17 protein-coding genes are annotated in these 14,936 nt (G+C 70.5%); 6 read left to right on the top strand and 11 right to left on the bottom strand.

Annotated elements, in window-relative coordinates:
* Positions 1-15 precede the first annotated feature (15 nt).
* Positions 16-630 (top strand): HD domain-containing protein, encoded by a 615-nt coding sequence (locus BLS67_RS15955; protein ID WP_207500651.1) that lies wholly within the window; start codon positions 16-18, stop codon positions 628-630.
* Here the strand turns inward: BLS67_RS15955 and BLS67_RS15950 are convergent, their stop codons facing one another.
* Positions 631-1,863: a hypothetical protein gene (locus tag BLS67_RS15950; RefSeq protein WP_091246988.1), complete on the bottom strand. Its 1,233-nt coding sequence runs from the start codon at positions 1,861-1,863 to the stop codon at positions 631-633.
* Between the two features lie 148 nt (positions 1,864-2,011).
* On the opposite strand from BLS67_RS15950, the gene BLS67_RS15945 reads away from it, so the two are divergent.
* Positions 2,012-2,425 carry a very short patch repair endonuclease gene (locus BLS67_RS15945; protein ID WP_091246986.1) on the top strand — a complete coding sequence of 138 codons (414 nt, stop codon included), beginning with the start codon at positions 2,012-2,014 and terminating at the stop codon, positions 2,423-2,425.
* Here the strand turns inward: BLS67_RS15945 and BLS67_RS15940 are convergent.
* The 8 genes from BLS67_RS15940 to BLS67_RS15905 form a co-directional block, all read right to left on the bottom strand.
* Positions 2,411-3,307: a PGN_0703 family putative restriction endonuclease gene (locus BLS67_RS15940; protein ID WP_091246985.1), complete on the bottom strand. Its 897-nt coding sequence runs from the start codon at positions 3,305-3,307 to the stop codon at positions 2,411-2,413. The genes BLS67_RS15945 and BLS67_RS15940 overlap by 15 nt on opposite strands.
* Positions 3,304-3,597, bottom strand: coding sequence for a DUF7662 domain-containing protein (locus tag BLS67_RS15935; RefSeq protein ID WP_091246983.1), 294 nt, complete (start codon positions 3,595-3,597; stop codon positions 3,304-3,306). The genes BLS67_RS15940 and BLS67_RS15935 overlap by 4 nt, the downstream gene beginning before the upstream one ends.
* Positions 3,598-3,601: 4 nt before the next feature.
* Positions 3,602-5,236 (bottom strand): NERD domain-containing protein, encoded by a 1,635-nt coding sequence (locus tag BLS67_RS15930; RefSeq protein ID WP_091246981.1) that lies wholly within the window; start codon positions 5,234-5,236, stop codon positions 3,602-3,604.
* 88 nt (positions 5,237-5,324) lie between these two features.
* The gene (locus BLS67_RS15925) at positions 5,325-5,867 is read right to left on the bottom strand and encodes a hypothetical protein (RefSeq protein ID WP_091246980.1); all 543 of its coding nucleotides are present in this window, start codon (positions 5,865-5,867) and stop codon (positions 5,325-5,327) included.
* A complete protein-coding gene (locus BLS67_RS15920; protein ID WP_091246978.1) occupies positions 5,864-6,484 on the bottom strand; it encodes a hypothetical protein in 621 nt (206 codons plus the stop codon). The genes BLS67_RS15925 and BLS67_RS15920 overlap by 4 nt, the downstream gene beginning before the upstream one ends.
* Before the next feature lie 73 nt (positions 6,485-6,557).
* Complete coding sequence (locus BLS67_RS15915; RefSeq protein ID WP_091246976.1) at positions 6,558-6,746, bottom strand: hypothetical protein; 189 nt, start codon at positions 6,744-6,746, stop codon at positions 6,558-6,560.
* A gap of 61 nt (positions 6,747-6,807) precedes the next feature.
* The gene (locus tag BLS67_RS15910) at positions 6,808-7,218 is read right to left on the bottom strand and encodes a hypothetical protein (protein WP_131801759.1); all 411 of its coding nucleotides are present in this window, start codon (positions 7,216-7,218) and stop codon (positions 6,808-6,810) included.
* A 157-nt stretch (positions 7,219-7,375) separates the two neighbouring features.
* On the bottom strand, positions 7,376-8,020 hold the full coding sequence (locus BLS67_RS15905; RefSeq protein WP_091246973.1) for an NUDIX hydrolase: 645 nt from the start codon (positions 8,018-8,020) through the stop codon (positions 7,376-7,378).
* Between the two features lie 77 nt (positions 8,021-8,097).
* On the opposite strand from BLS67_RS15905, the gene BLS67_RS24145 reads away from it, so the two are divergent.
* From BLS67_RS24145 to BLS67_RS15885, 4 genes are all read left to right on the top strand, one after another.
* Positions 8,098-8,946 carry an ARPP-1 family domain-containing protein gene (locus BLS67_RS24145; RefSeq protein ID WP_207500650.1) on the top strand — a complete coding sequence of 283 codons (849 nt, stop codon included), beginning with the start codon at positions 8,098-8,100 and terminating at the stop codon, positions 8,944-8,946.
* A complete protein-coding gene (locus BLS67_RS15895) occupies positions 8,943-10,352 on the top strand; it encodes an ADP-ribosylglycohydrolase family protein (RefSeq protein WP_091246970.1) in 1,410 nt (469 codons plus the stop codon). Before BLS67_RS24145 ends, BLS67_RS15895 begins: the two co-directional genes overlap by 4 nt.
* Before the next feature lie 110 nt (positions 10,353-10,462).
* The gene (locus tag BLS67_RS15890; protein WP_131801758.1) at positions 10,463-11,338 is read left to right on the top strand and encodes a hypothetical protein; all 876 of its coding nucleotides are present in this window, start codon (positions 10,463-10,465) and stop codon (positions 11,336-11,338) included.
* Between the two features lie 133 nt (positions 11,339-11,471).
* Positions 11,472-12,455 (top strand): DUF4268 domain-containing protein, encoded by a 984-nt coding sequence (locus BLS67_RS15885; RefSeq protein WP_131801757.1) that lies wholly within the window; start codon positions 11,472-11,474, stop codon positions 12,453-12,455.
* Positions 12,456-12,540: 85 nt separating this feature from the next.
* Here BLS67_RS15885 and BLS67_RS15880 read toward each other — a convergent pair whose 3' ends face one another.
* Entirely contained in the window at positions 12,541-14,094 is a 1,554-nt protein-coding gene (locus BLS67_RS15880; RefSeq protein ID WP_091246966.1) for an SIR2 family protein, read from the bottom strand.
* A gap of 14 nt (positions 14,095-14,108) precedes the next feature.
* Positions 14,109-14,870, bottom strand: coding sequence for an LEM-3-like GIY-YIG domain-containing protein (locus tag BLS67_RS15875; RefSeq protein ID WP_091246964.1), 762 nt, complete (start codon positions 14,868-14,870; stop codon positions 14,109-14,111).
* Between the last annotated feature and the right edge of the window lie 66 nt (positions 14,871-14,936).

Here is a 14,936-nt window from a genome sequence, read left to right as displayed (position 1 = left end):
GGTTGGATCGGAGCTGTGACTTCGATCGAGCAGCGACGGACGGCCGGCTCGGGACCGCTGACCGAGCGCTACGACGAGGCGCTGGCCTTCGCGGCCGCGCACCACCGCGCGCAGCTGCGCAAGGGCTCGCAGGTGCCCTACCTGTCGCACCTGCTGAGCGTGAGCGCGTTGGTGCTGGAGCACGGCGGCAGCGAGAGCCAGGCGATCGCCGGCCTGCTGCACGACGCGGTCGAGGACGCCCCGGACGGAGAGGGTCCGGTGGTGCTGACGGAGATCGGCGAGCGGTTCGGCGCGGACGTCGCAGCGATCGTGGCGGTCTGCAGCGACAACCCGAACGTCCCCGGCGCGAAGCCCCCGTGGGCCGAGCGCAAGCAGGCCTACGTCGCGTCGCTGGCCACCGAGCCGGTCGAGGCCCTGCTGGTCACCGCCTGCGACAAGATCCACAACGGCTCGCGGATCGCGGCCGACGTCGCCACGTACGGCCCGGACTTCTGGACGACGTTCGGGCCCACGAGGGAGCAGCTGCTCTGGTACTACGGCGCGGTGTCGGCCGCGATCGACGCGCGCCTGCCCGGCACCCCGGTGGCCGCGGCGCTGGCCCGGGTGGTGGCGGACCTGCGGTCGGCCTGATCAGTCCTCGGGCACCTCGGTGGCCTGCCCGACCCAAGCGCTGAACACCGGGACGCCGTGCCAGGGCCCGCCGTCGTCGTCGAGGGCGACGGCGACGACGGCGTGCGGGTGCCCGAACCGCAGGGTGACCTCGCGCAGCAACCCGGGCCTTCTCACCGGCGCGCCGCTGGCCCGCATCGCCATCGCGCTCACCGCGGCCGCCCGGAAGCCGAACCGGCTGAACTCCGCCGTCGCCACCTGCTTGGCCTCGACCTCCAGCGGACCATCGGTCGGCGCGAGCAGGCCCATCACGGCGGTCGCCCCGGAAGGGATTCCGGGCTGGCGCATCAGGTCGTGGGTGCTGTCGGCCCGCCAGGCCGGCAGGTAGGCGTGCACCACGGCCATCCGGTCCCGCGGCAGGGGAACCTCCCGCTCGGCGACGGTGATCACCGGTCCCTCGCCCAGCGCCAGGTCGAAGGGGTCGACCACGGCCGCCGGGTGCTGCCGGGCCGCACCCGTGGCGAGCTCGTGCGCGACGGCGAGGACGTCGGCGGCGGGCACCTCGGGTGCGGCGGCGACCGTGGCGACGAGCATGTCGGTGACGGCACGGTGCACGACGAGCGCGACGTCCCCGGCTGCGGCGGTGCGGACGACCGACAGCCCGCCGTCCCGCGCGGCGCTCAGCACGCGGCGCACGCGGCCGGCCAGGGGGGCGTCCGCACCGAGCATCCCGGACGGGACGACGTCGAGCGGGGTGGTCCAGGAGACGTCGAGGGCCAGGGCGCTGGCCAGCACGAGCAGCGCACCGTCGACGTCCACGGGGAACTTCTCGATCTGCCCCTGGGTGGCCCGGCTCGCCCACGCGTCGGCCTCGTCGGGGGTGGGGATGCGGGTGTCGAACGTCGTCCCCGCGGGGAGGGCGCCGGCCCACTCCACGATCGCCGCGGTGGTGACGTCGAGGTCGGCCCAGGCCGCGGTCTCGGCGTGCACGGCGGCGTGCGGCGACCCGAGCAGGTCAGCGACCAGCCGGACGGCGTCGGGGATCGGCACGCCGAGGGCCTCGGCGATGCGCTCTGCCTTTGCAGACCCCGGCCGCGCCGCCGGTGCGGCGAGGGCCAGCAGCAGCCAGGCGCCCAACGGCGAGGCGATCCAGTGGTCACCCTCGACCCCACGGTGGAACCGGTCGGCGTAGCGCCCGACCACGTCGGGCAGCGCAGTGGTCTCGTGCAGCGGGCCCGAGAACGGCGTCGTCATGCTATGCACTTTGCCGGACCCGGGCGCTCTGTCCACAGCTGAGCCGTGGGCCCTCGCCTCGCGGTGCTCCCCCGCGCACCCTCGCCACGTGCCGACGTGGAACCCGCCTCCGCACCCGGGCTCGTCGGACCCCGGGATCTCCGCCCGGATGAGCCGTACCAAGCGGCGCGACAACGGGCCCGAGCTCGCGGTACGCCGGCGGCTGCACGCCGCGGGCCTGCGCTACCGGGTGGCCCACCCGATCCCCGGGCAACGGCGCCGGACCATCGACATCGCCTCCACCCGGGTGCGGCTGGCCGTGTTCATCGACGGCTGCTTCTGGCACTCCTGCCCGGAACACCTGCAGATGCCGCGGGCGAACTCCGCGTGGTGGGTGGTGAAGCTCGAGACCAACCAGTTGCGGGACCTCTCGGCGACGGCGCAGCTGGAGGGCCTGGGCTGGACGGTCCGTCGCTTCTGGGAGCACGAGGACCCGGACGCCGTCGCAGCTGCGATCGCCGAGGTCTGGTCGTCGGCCAGTGGCCGGACGCTGGGCATCGGTGATAGCTCACGTCGCGGGTAGCAGGTAACGCTCCCGGAAGTCATGGATCCATGGGGCGGACACAACCCCGGCGATGACGGCGACGACCTCCTCGATGGCCCGTCGCTCGTACGTGAGTGCGTCCGACAACGCCTTGCGGTACCGCACGTCCGCGGCGGCGACGGCCAGGTCGCCGACCGGTGCGAGCAGCACGAACCGGGTCGCCGCACAGCGCCCGTCGCCATCACCGATGAGGGAAAGCGCGAGCAGGTGGTCGAGCCAGAGCTGACGCAGCGGCAGCGCGCGCAGCTCTGGCTCGTCGGGATCCTTGAACACGCCCGACTCGCGTGCGACGACGTCGTAGCGAGCTGACCGGGTTGAGCCAGGGTCCTGGGTGAGGTCTTCGTGGTACTTGACCTCGATCCCGACGCACGTGGGCCGACCCTTCGAGTCCACGGCAGCGAAGGCGACGTCGAAGGCCGACCTGTTCCCGAGGAAGCGGAGGTCACCACGCCCGGGCGACCACTCGAACCGGACCTCGGTCACCGTCTCCACGAGGTCAGGCCACAGTCGGCGGGCCACCGACGTAGCGGTATCGAGGTCCGCGGCGAGTTCTGCGAACAGGTTGAACGTCAGCGGCTGCGAGGAAAGCATGTTGGTGTAGATCCGTGGTGCGCTGATCAGCGCACCACGCTGACCCCGCGCCTCTTCCACCGCCATCGCCACGGCCGGGGTCAGGAAGTTGCTGACCCTGTCGTGGGCGGGCAGCGACGATCCCAATGCCTTCCCACGGTGCTCGCCAGCAGGCAGTCCGAGGCGTTGTCGCCACCTGGACTGCCGGAGTCTGAGTTCGCTCTGCCAGGGCTTGTCCGACCGGACCAGGACGTCCGCCGCCATCAAGGTCTCGGCGGTCGGGGCCCTCATCGATGCCTCCCGGTCCTTCTCGAGGTCTGAGGCGCCGACTGGTCGACGCTCACACGGAAAGTGACCGTCCGGGTTGCACGATCGACCTCATCGACCCTGAAGCCGGCGTCAAGCCATGCCGTGGCCTGGACGTGCCGTCCGGTCTCGTTGGCCCACCATGCGGCATGTCGGTACGCCGAGGCCGGCAGCGCGTCACCGATCACCTTCTCGATGTCGGCGAGGCTCATCGTCACCTCCGGGCAACCCGCAAGGTCCTCCAGCCAGCGTCGCAGCGGCTCGTACTTCGCCACCTGCTCACCCGCCCCTCAGCCGACGGGCAACGGCGTCGCCGCCGACACGCTGGATGAGCTCGAGGTCGCCGCACACGACGAGCAGGTCGCGGGCGCGGGACAACCCGACGTAGAGCATCTCCCTCGCCCGCTCCTCGTCCCGGAACCCGTTGACGGCGAGGACCACAGCTGGTCGCTCCAGCCCTTTGAACCCGAGGACGTGTCCGTAGAACAGGTCCTCGTCGTCCCAGTACGAGGCCCAATAGGCGTCCTGACCAGCGGCTTGGCGCTCGACCTGCACCGGGTGCCGCCGATACGTGGTGAGCAGGGCGACAGACTCCGGCGGCCAGCCAGCGTCCAGCAGCCCGTCGGCGACGTCGTCCGCGGCACCGAGGGCATCGTCGGTGGTGCACGCGACGAAGCGAACCGGAACGCCGTCGCCGCCCAGCAGGCGCATCTGCGCGGTGGTCAGGCTGGAGAAGGTGCCGCCGATCTGCTTGGTGTTGCGCAGGTTCTCCTTGAGGTCGTAGGCCTGCAGCGGAACCGGCGAACGTCCCTGGCGCATGAAGACCCGCTGGCCCTCGTCGGAGAACACGTAGAGGCAACCCGCGTCGGGCTGCCTCAACGAGGCCAGCACTGCCGGCCACCAGGACTGGTCGAAGTCCTGCGCCTCGTCGATGACCACCGCGTCGAAGAGCTCGGCTGGCGCCAACCCGGCCGCCCGTTCGACCATCTCCTCCGGGAGCCGCTGCTCCCAGTACAGGCTGTCGTCGTCCCGGCCGCGCTCGACGCCCCAGGCGATGCCGAGCTCGTGGAACTCCCCCACGTAGGCCGGTCGCTGCTTGCGCGGCAGCGTGGCCACCCGCCGGCGCAGGAACTCCGCGAGACCGCGGGAGTAGCAGAGCAGTGCCACCCGCTGACCCGCTGCAGCCAGCCGACGGGCCTTCTCGACGGCCAGCCAGGTCTTGCCCGAGCCCGCTCCGCCGCGGATCTCGACGCGGTCGTGCGACTCCAGGAAGTCCAGCAGCCTGGCCTGCTCCCGGGTGAGCAGCTCGACCGCGGCCTCCCGCTCGCCGAGCTCGGCGACCAGGTCGGCTTGCGGGATCAACGTCCCGACGAGGCAGTCCACCAACAGCTCGACGTCGTCGACGGTCGGCGGATCCGGCTGGTTCTCCACGAGTCGCAGTGCCGACGCGATGCGGCCGGCCGCCGCGCCCAGCTCGGACTTGTCGATGACGGCCCATCGCGGCGCGTCGGGCGCCACGAAGTCCGCCGGCAGGGTGGTCGTCGGCAGCGCGACCAGGTGGGCCAGGCGCGGGTTTCCCCGCGACCACCTCGGTGCGGCGTGCAGGTAGTCACGCAGTGCGTACTTGCACTTCAGTGCTTGCTCGACCGGGTGGATGGCCTTGCTGCGGCCGCCGGTCTGCCACCACTGACCGTCCTGTAGGGAGACGCTGCCGCCCTTGACCTCGAGGACGGCGACCCCGTGGCCGGGCCAGGCCACGATGACGTCGGCCTCGCGGTCGGCGCCGCGATCGGTGAAGCGCTGGTTGCAGATGAGTACGGCGTCGTTCGGGAGCTGTTCCTGCAGAGCCATCACGAACAGCCGCTCGGCGGCCGACGCGAAGTCCGGGTCCTGCGGGTACATCCGCGCCGTCATGCCTGCTCCCCCGTAGTCGTCATCGACACCGTCCGGGGCAGCTTGGCAGGGCTCCGGTCACGAGGGACGCAGGTGTGACCCGTGCGGGTCATGTCCGCGGCCCGGCAGCCGCGACGTCCTCGACGACGTCCCAGAACTCCTCGATGTCGAGCGGGAACAGCATCTGCACCCGGGCGGCGGAGCCGACGACGAGCACGGCGTCGTCCGCACGCGTGACCTGCACGCGGGGCCCGGCCATGTCGTCGAGGTCGGCCAGGTCCTCGCTCCCGGTGTGGTCGAGCAGCTGGGCCCAGTCGTGCAGGTCGCTGTCGTGCCACGCCGCGCTCGCGACCTCGAGCAGGTCCGGGAACCACCGCACGCCGCACTTCCTCAGCACCGTGTGCAGCACCAGCTCGTCCAGGTCAGCCAGCGGTACGCGGCGCCCCTCGATGGCGGCCACCCAGTGAACTGGTCGTCGGACCCGGTCCGCCATGTCGCGCAGCGAGAAGCCCCGGATCAGGCGCATCACGCGGAACTCGGGCCCGGTCGGGATAGGTCCTTGCGGGAGCTCTTCGGCCGGGTGGAAGTCGTCGGACTCCAGCTCGGCGTGGGTGGGCATCCGGGCCACCCAGCGCCGCCGCGGCTCGCTCATCGCCCGAGCCCGTGGTGCCGTCGCACGCAGTCGACGCAGACCCCGCGGTACCCCGCGAACTCCTCGGGCGGGTGCGGGCGGCGGCAGGTGGGGCACCAGCGAAAGCTGCGTCTGCGGGCCCTCGCGAACTCGTCGGCCGCGGCGGCCAGCCACTCCGGGGAGCACAGCAGGTCGTCCCGGCTGAAGGTCCGGCCCTCGTCCTCGACGACGGCGAGGTCCTCGCGGGCCGGGCCGATGACCAGTGCACCGGCGCCCACGCCGACCGCCACCTGCGCGGGCTCGCCGCTCACGAACCAGGTCAAGCCGACCACGTCGTCACCGACCTGCCGCCAGCCGGGGCCGATCGCCTGGACGACGTCGTCATGTCCGACGGCGAGCAGGGCGGCGAGGATCAGCTCGTCGGCGGTCGGGTCGTCGACCGAGCCCCACTCGTGCGAGCAGGCCCGGCAGTGCAGTCCACCCCGATCGTCGACGACGACGCACCCGGCGATGACCGCCAGCCCGCGGTCAGCGGCCCGGGCCAGCTCGGCGTCCGGCATCCCGACCGCCACCGGGACGGCGTCCTCGATCCCGCACTGCGGGCACACCTGCCCCCGCACCACACCGAACTCGTCCATCCACGCACCCCCGTGACCGGACACCCCACGACGACCGGATCAGTACCGTCGCACCCAGGTCCGACAGTTCGGCTCAGGTCTCGTCGCGTTCCCATCGGCGGACCTGGTCGTCCTCCGTCTCCTGGACGACCTCCCAGAACTCGGAGAGGCTGAACGGGAAGACCAGACCGGTGCCGACGGTGTCGCAGCGGACTTCGATCCCGTCGTCCGTGGTCTCGATCCAGGTCTCAGCTTCGTTCTCCTCCATGACCAGGTCACTCACCCCGGCCAGGTCCTGGGTGCGGAGTACTCGGCAAAGCTCGGCGAGCGAGCTGACTGCGGGATCAGTTGCAGGCACAGGCGCCGCTCAGCGACTTCGTCTCGTGGCAGGTCGGGCATGAGTCGCCGCGACGAGGTTCCTTGACGCTGCCGCCGTTCTTCACGACACCGGTGTAGCCGGGGAGCTCAGTCCTGATCTCGCCGGCAACGTCGACGTAGCTTTTGCCGACCCATGCGACTGCCCTGCCCTTGCGGCCGAGCGCGATGTAGCTCCTGCTGTACGGCAGCCAGACCTCATCGTGATCGACAGGCGCGAGCACGGACTGCACCTGCGGCCAGTCGGTCACAGATACGCCCATCACCGGCAACGCGGTCAGAAGGTCAGCTTGGTAGTCCCGCCCGTGCCCGTCGCGCTCGGCCTGGCAGGAGTCGCAGACTGGCTGGTCGGTGGCCGGGATGATCTTCTTGCCGACCAAGTGGGAGCACCGCGCGAGGTGCGCCCGACCGCCCGTGGCGGTCCTCCACAGGGAGCTGTCATCTGCTGCATCAGCGCTGGTCACAGGCCGATTCTGGCGGAGGGGTCCGACAATTCCGGCGCAGAGGGGACCGCCCCACCCCGACGTGTGAGGCCGGTCAGCGCCGGTACAGCTGCGCCGGCTTCCCGACCGTCCCCTCCCGAACACCGGGCACCTCGGTCAACAGCGGCAGCATGGCCCGCCGGAAGGTGTCCGAAGAACGCGGCAGTCGGCCCAGCACGGCCTGGTGGACCACCCGTAGCTCGCGCAGGGTGAACGGCTCAGGCACCAACCCGGCTGGATCTGGCCGGTCCCGGTAGCGGGCCCGGACGTGTTCAGCAGCCAGCCGGACGATCTCGTCGTGGTCGAAGGCCAGACCGAACACCTCGTCGCAGGGCCGGTGCGCGACGTCGTCCCGACGTGCCTCGAGCACCGGCGCCAGTTCGTCCCACGGGACGACGTCGACGTGCGCGACGCTCAGGACCCAGCCTCGGTCGTCCCGCCCCGGGTCGTCGAAGACCTGCAGCTGCTGGGGCGACCGCCCGCCCAGCCCGACCTTGTCGGCGAGGGAGCGCTGCACCGCCTCGGCCAGCGTCTCCCCCTCGTGCAGGAACGTCCCGGGCAGGGCCCAGCCGCCGTCCCCGCGCACGAGAACGACGTCGAGGGACCCCGCGGCGGGCGGGACGGTCAGCACTGCCGTGTCGACAGCGACCGACGGCCGCGGGTAGTCGGTGAGCGCCTTGCCGGACGAGTCGCGGTACACGCCCTTGACTTTAACGCAGAACCCGTCTATCTCTTTGATATACGCAATGTTGCGTGAACTCGAACGGGGTGTTCAGCATGGTTCGTCTCCGACTGCACGTGGGGCAGGGCACCCACCGCGGCGCCCTCACCGTCTTCCCGGTCTGGACCGACGCGTCGCCGGTGACCGGCCTCGCCACGGGCGCCACTGCCGAGGTCGACGTCGCCGAGCGGGCCGGCGCGCCGTCGGTCGACCAACTCGTGGTGATGAACCGGTCGGCGAAGCCGACACTCCTGCTGGCCGGCGAGCTGCTCGAGGGCGGTTGGCAGAACCGGACGCTGACCGCCTCGACCGTCCTGGCGCCGGCCACCCCCACCGTCCTGCCGGTGCTGTGCGTCGAGCACGGCCGCTGGGGCGGTGAGACCGCACACCGGCGTCAGGCCCGCCGCGCGCCGGTCGCCCTGCGGCCGCACCTGGAGCAGTCCGACGCGCAGGAACGGGTCTGGCGCCGGGTGTCCGGCTACTCCGCGGTCGCCGGGCCCTCCCCCACCGACTCGCTGACGGACCGCCTCGACCGGGCGAAAGTCGAGGCGCCTGACCTCACCCCGCTGGCCGGGCAGAGCGGTGTCCTCATCGGGATCGCCGGGCGGCCGGTCGCCCTCGAGCTGTTCGGCTCACGCCGTGCGCTCAGCGCCCACTGGCGGCCGCTGCTCGAGGCCGCCGCGCTCGATGCACTCGGCCGGCCCGCCGTCCGCACGACGGCTGCCCTGGCCCGCGCGTTCGCCGAGCGGGTGCAGGGCACCGACCTGACCGCGGTCCGCGGCGCCGGGGCGGGCCGCCGGTACGGCGGTGGCGGACGCATCCGGGTGGACGACGTCCGTTGGCGCGACCGCACCGTGCACCTGACCGCGATCGACCTCACCCACCCCGTCCTGGAGGCGTCATGACCATGCCCCGCTTCCACCGCGCTGCCGGTGCGGTCATCGGCTCCGCCGTCGGCGACGCCCTCGGCGCACCCTTCGAGTTCGGCCCGGCCGGTCGCTTCTCGGCCCGCTTCCCGCAGGACGCCCGCGGAGCCGCGACCGAGATGTGCGGCGGCGGTTCGCTGAACTGGGAACCAGGCGAGTTCACCGACGACACCCAGATGGCCCTGCTCGTGGCCGGCTCCCTGGTCGACCGCGGCGGGCTGGACGGGGCCGACCTGTTCGAACGCTTCCACCGCTGGGCCGGCGCGAACCCGCCGGACATCGGCAACCAGACCCGCGCCGTCCTCGGGTCCGGTCGACCGTGGGACGTCGCCGCGGCCGAGCACTTCGCGCGGTCCGGGCACGCGGCCGGCAACGGCTCGCTGATGCGGACGACGCCGGCGGCGGTCTTCTTCGCCCCCCAGGGCCGGACGGCGACCATGGACGCCGCCCGGCGGATCTCGGCGCTCACCCACGGCGACCCGTCCGCCGGCGAGGGCTGCGCGATCTTCCACGAGCTGGTGCGGGTGGCGCTGGACGGCGGTGATCCGCTGGCCGCCGTCCCCGAGACCCTGCAGCACGTCGCAGCTGAGCACCGTGAGCGCTGGGCGACGGTGCTGGCCCCTGAATGGACGCCGGCGGATGCGACCGAGAGCAACGGAGCCGTGTGGCCCACACTCGGCCAGGCCGTGTGGGCGCTGCGCGGGGCGACGTCCTTCGCGCAGGTGCTGCGCCGGGTGGTCGACCTCGGCGGCGACACCGACACGGTGGCCGCCGTCGCGGGTGGTCTGGCCGGAGCCGTGTTCGGCATCGCGGGCATCCCGATGCGCTGGACGTCGGTCGTGCACGGATGGGTGCCCGGGTTCGGCGATCGCGTGTGGGACCTAGCGGACCTGCATGCGGTCACCGCGGGGCTCACCGGGAAGTCGGGGGACCGGTACGAGGCTCCATCGACGCCTGGTCTCGAGCCGCGCGAGATCGCCGACGGGGTGTGGGCCAGCGACCTGGACGGCGCCCGGCGCAGCTCGCGGGAGTTCGCCGTCGTCTCGCTGTGCCGGACCGGTGAGCCCTTCGGTCACGAGGTGCAGCGGTTCGCCTATCTCACCGACGACGACGCCAACAGCGAGATCGACGTCGTCCTGGCCGACGTCCTCGACGACATGGCGGCGTTGCGAGCGGAGGGCCGGCAGGTGCTGGTGCACTGCCACGCCGGGCAGTCGCGGACCGGGCTGGTGCTGCGGGCGTGGCTGCGTCGGAGCCAGGGGTTGACCGCGCAGGAGGCGACCGACACGGTCGCGGCCAGGTGGCCGCACCTGAGCCGGTGGAACGACAGCTTCACCGCCGCACTCGAGCGCGTGCAGCAACCCGCCGGCCCGAACGAGGGCTGACGACGATGCCGTACGCGGTCTACATGCTCCACCCGGAGAGTGAGAGCCGACGAGCTGAAGGCTTCACTGCGTGGAACTTCTGGGCGCAGGTCGAGGCACCCTGGTCCGGGATGGGGATCGACGAGGTGGCTTCGCTCCTCCAGCTCCTTCCTCCAGCACCACACACTGATCACCTGCGGGCTGTCCTCAACCGTGGCGGGGAGTTGCGTGTCGACGAAGTCCGACTGTTGATCTCCGCGGGAGCCCACGCGCTGTCCCCTGCGTGCCGTCGGGTGCTCCACTCGGCAGTCGCCGGTGCCGTCGGTGTCAAGATCCTCTACACACCGTCGATCTTCATTCCCACCGCTGCTGGTCAGTGGTTGGCTCGCTTCGGGCCAATAGAGGGGATCGACAGGCCATCGGATGGAGGCTCGGGAATGACGCAGATGCCCTTGGGCGAGGCATGCTCGCTCTGGCAGAGCGGGCAGGACGTCGGGTCCTCGCTGATCCGCGCCGGCGCACGAGTGCTCACCGGCGTTCCGCACTACGTGCAGGCCAGCTACATCGCGGCGCACGAGGAGAAGGCCAAGGAGCGCCCGGACGCGCTCGCGGCCGCCCGCACTCTCCTGGATGCCGTGGCGGGAGCCGACCAGCGGGACGCCGCCGGATGGGCGCGGGTGGCCTCGCTACCTGCGGGTGACTTCGCTGGCCGCGGATTGAAGTCGGAGGCAGAGAAGGACGCCCAGATCGAATCCGTCATCGACTCGGGCACCATTCGGATGCCGCTCTGGGGGCTCTCATTGGACCGAGCGGTGACCGAGCAGTACGGCGGCCGCTTCCTTTTCGAGGTCATCGGGCCTTTCCCGGCCGTCCCGGCATGGTTGGCGTCGGGAGTAGTGCCCGAGGAAGCCGAACTCATCACCGGCGGCGACTACGCCGTCGTCGATGTCGAACGGGCCGAAGGGCGGACCACCGCACGGCTTCGTTGGACGAACGCACTCGCATGACCCTGACGCTCATGCCGGGGGCGGTCGCAACCGCCGCGAACTGTTGACGCGCAACCGCAGCGGTCGCAACGCACCAACTCGGTACCGCACGGCTGCGGCGCAACGGGCAGCGCAGCGGAGAAGATGAGGCGTGATGAGCGACATCCCCCACCTCGGGTCACTGGAGTACGTCGCTGTCCGGGAGGTCTGGGCCCACGAGGCGCATGTGTTCACCCCGTGGCTCCTGCAGAACGCCAACCACCTCGGCGACGCGTTGGGGATGGATCTCGAGCTGACCGGCGCAGAGCACCCAGTCGGCAACTTCTCACTCGACCTCATCGGACACGACCTCAGCACCGGCGAACGTGTCATCGTCGAGAACCAGTTGGAACGGACCGACCACGGTCACCTGGGACAGCTGCTCACCTACGCCGCCGGGGTCGAAGACGTCGCCAACATCGTCTGGGTGGCGCCCACGTTCCAACCGGAGCACAGGGCAGCACTCGACTGGCTCAACACCCGCACAGGCGAAGGCACGCGATTCTTCGGTGTCGAGGTGGCGGCGGTCCGCATTGCGACGTCTCCCTACGCCCCCTTGTTCCGCGTCGTCTCCCAGCCCAACGACTGGCAGAAGATCGTCAAGAACGCTGCCCAGTCGAGTCAGAGCATCAGCTCCAGAGCAGGCCTCTACAGGGAGTTCTGGGAGCAGTTCTTGGACCGCCTCAAGGCTGCACACCCGACGTGGTCACGTGGTCGAGCGCCGCAGGCCAACTACTTCGAGATGACCGCCGGTAGCGCTGGACTCAGGTGGGGCGTGAGCTTCACGAATTCGCCGGGGGTGCGAAGCGAGTTGTACTTCGGGCACTCCGATGGCGTCGAGAACGACAGGATCTACCAACGGCTCGCTCGTCGAGCAGCCGAGTTCGAGACCGCCTTCGGCGGTCGGCTGGTCTGGGACCCACTACCCGGGAAGAAGGCGTGCCGGGTCGAGGCCCCTCAGATCACCGGCGAGGTCGACGACACCGAGCGCTGGCCCGAGTTCCTGGACTGGATGGTCGACACCCAGAGTCGGCTTCGGTCCGCACTGGTCTCGATCGGTGGGGTCAACTGGCTCGTCGACGCCTCGGACGACAGGTAGCCCCGACCGCAGAGGTCACTTCCACCACGCGCCTGCGGTGATGCGGTTCATCAGTCGCTGGTCGACGTGTTCCTATGCAGGAGCCTCACGTCGGGTCGGCGCCGAACTGCTCGAGGGCTGCTCTGAGCGCACTCCAACCTTCGCCCCCGAGTCCGGCGATCTCTTCATGGAGGTGCCTTGCGGACGCGGCCGCGCGACGTTCTGCGTCGGTACCCAAGAGAGGCGCGTAGCGCTCGCTGATCAGGTGTGCCTGGCCGGTCTCGCTGAGGAGGACCACGCGGTCGAGGAAGACCTCGAGCTCTCGCGCGGCACGACCAACGTCACCGTTCCGCTCGCCGAGTGCCAGGTACGCGAACTCTGGCTTCCAGATCTGCTGACGCAGGTCATCTCGTTGCAGGCTGATCACGGTGCCCAGTTCCGTAGCGGACCCGTGGCTGCGTTCACCCAGTTCTGCGACCTCGTGGATCAGTCGGATCACGTTGTCGTCAGTCATCGACGCGCCGACGACGAGCAGGTGCTTCGTGAGCAGAGTGGACTGCAGAACGCCCCCGAGAGGGCGCCTCTGCGCGTCGTAGGTGACGAACGACCGGCGAGCGAGGACTACGGAGGCAGGTGCGGATACGTCGCCGTGCAGCTTCAGAAGCCACCCTGCACTGCTGGTACCGGCGAGCTCGCGGCTCTTCCCCCCGGGCAGCACGACGAGCGGACGGCGTCCGTCCACCGCCGCCACTGCGTCCTCGTAGAGGTGGTCGAAGTTGGTGGTGATGGCCTGTTCGCAGTGGAGCGCGGCCAACTGGACATGGGTCAGTCCGTACCGCTTCTTCGGCGCGATGATCTCGGAGACCAGCCAGCCCAGCGCCCCCTCCTCACCGTGGTGCACGTCAGCGGCTCGGCGGCGCAGGAGTTCGGCCGCGTCCAATGGACCGAGCCTGTCCCAAGCGGCTGCATCGAAGGGAAGATCGACGCGGGCAGCCAGCGCAGCGAGCAGCCCGTTCCACGAGGGGAGCCCGGCCGACATGCTGGTACCCGCCCCCATGAACAGCGCGAGTTCTCCGGACTTCGCTCGTTCGGCAAGTGCCCTGGCCAGCGTCTCCTGCTCGGCCGACAGCATGTCGCCGGCTTTCCGCCGCTCCGATTGGAAGGCCGAGTAGTCGGCAGGGTTGTACGCGACGAAAACGACATCCATGCCGAGTTCTTGCGCCAATCCCGTAGCCGTCTCGAGCAGCGCACGAATCACTTCACCACGTTTGCCTCCGTACCCGCCCTGACCGACGCCGAGGGTGGGCAGCCCCACCCGCCGGACAGATCGGTCGCCCAACATCTGAGTGCTGGCGATGGCCCGTAGACACTGTTGGAGGCCGTCGGCGAGAGCTTCGATGTCACCACCACCGTGGCCGACGGAGAGGAGCCAGCGTCGCCTCCCGGTCCGCTCCGGAAGCTGGGCAACCCGACGTTGGTCGGACAGCGATGTGACCGCCCCTCGCTCCGCGCGGCGGACGGGTGCACTCCCCCAGTCCAGGGTGCTCGTCCAGGTCCGCGTCACGTGCACGGAGTGGTCGGTGGGGACGACGACGTCGTCGCAGTCGAGGAGATCGAGTCGTCCGGGCACCACGAAGACGTGGCCGGGGTGAGAAGGCATGCGCTCGTGCCCCGTCAGCAGTTGAGGTAGCGCACTGAATTCTGCGCTCCTCTGGCGAAGTACCTGCTGACGTCTCTGTTGAGGACTGCACGGGAGAAGTCGTCGTCTGCCTGAACCCCCTCGAAGCCCCAGCGGGTCTTGCGTGGGGCGGAGGACCACCCCCGATCGCCCTGTCGTTGCTCCCGCCACCCAGTCGGGAGGTAGACGCCACGGATGACGCCCCGGGAAACGCTCAGGACGTAGGTGGCGGTTGCTGCACGGGCTGGGTTCAGCACCCACCAGCCGTGCGTGGCCTCGAACAGTGCATCGCCGCTCATCTTCGGGGACCAGAGCTGACTCGGCCTGATCAGGAGAACGGCATCGGAGATGTCTGGTGCCGCCTCCGCCTCGAAGGTCGATGCTGCCGCGTCCGTCGTCATCCAGCCGCGCTCCTCGACGTGGTGACCTGAGACCAGGTTGGTCAGGGCGACTGAGCTGTGCGTCTTGTTCGAGAGGAGCTCGATGGCGGCCGCCTCCACCTCGAACGCCTCCTTGCTGGTCAGGCCGAACCTCAGCAGCTCCGTGCCGACGACGAGACCCTCCGCACGAATGGCACGGATCGTGTCGAGCTTCGTCGACAGAGGGCTGTCGTCGGCAGCTACGAGCTCGTCAGCCGCGTGGGCGAACACCCGATTGCCCACGCCCTTCCCGACGTAGAAGACGGAACCATCTCGAGGATCGCGCAACAAGTAGACGTAGTAGTCGAGCTTCTCGGTGACAAAGGGTGTGAACGTCATCTGTCGACCTCAACCGTTCCCCGTGTGAGCGTCACTGCCATCGAGCCCCCCGTGTCGTGCGCCACT

Origin of the sequence: Klenkia soli (genome assembly GCF_900103975.1) — a bacterium.
GTDB lineage: Bacteria > Actinomycetota > Actinomycetes > Mycobacteriales > Geodermatophilaceae > Klenkia > Klenkia soli.
The sequence above is the reverse complement of the archived record's forward strand: the minus strand, read 5'-3'. Positions and strand labels throughout refer to the sequence as shown.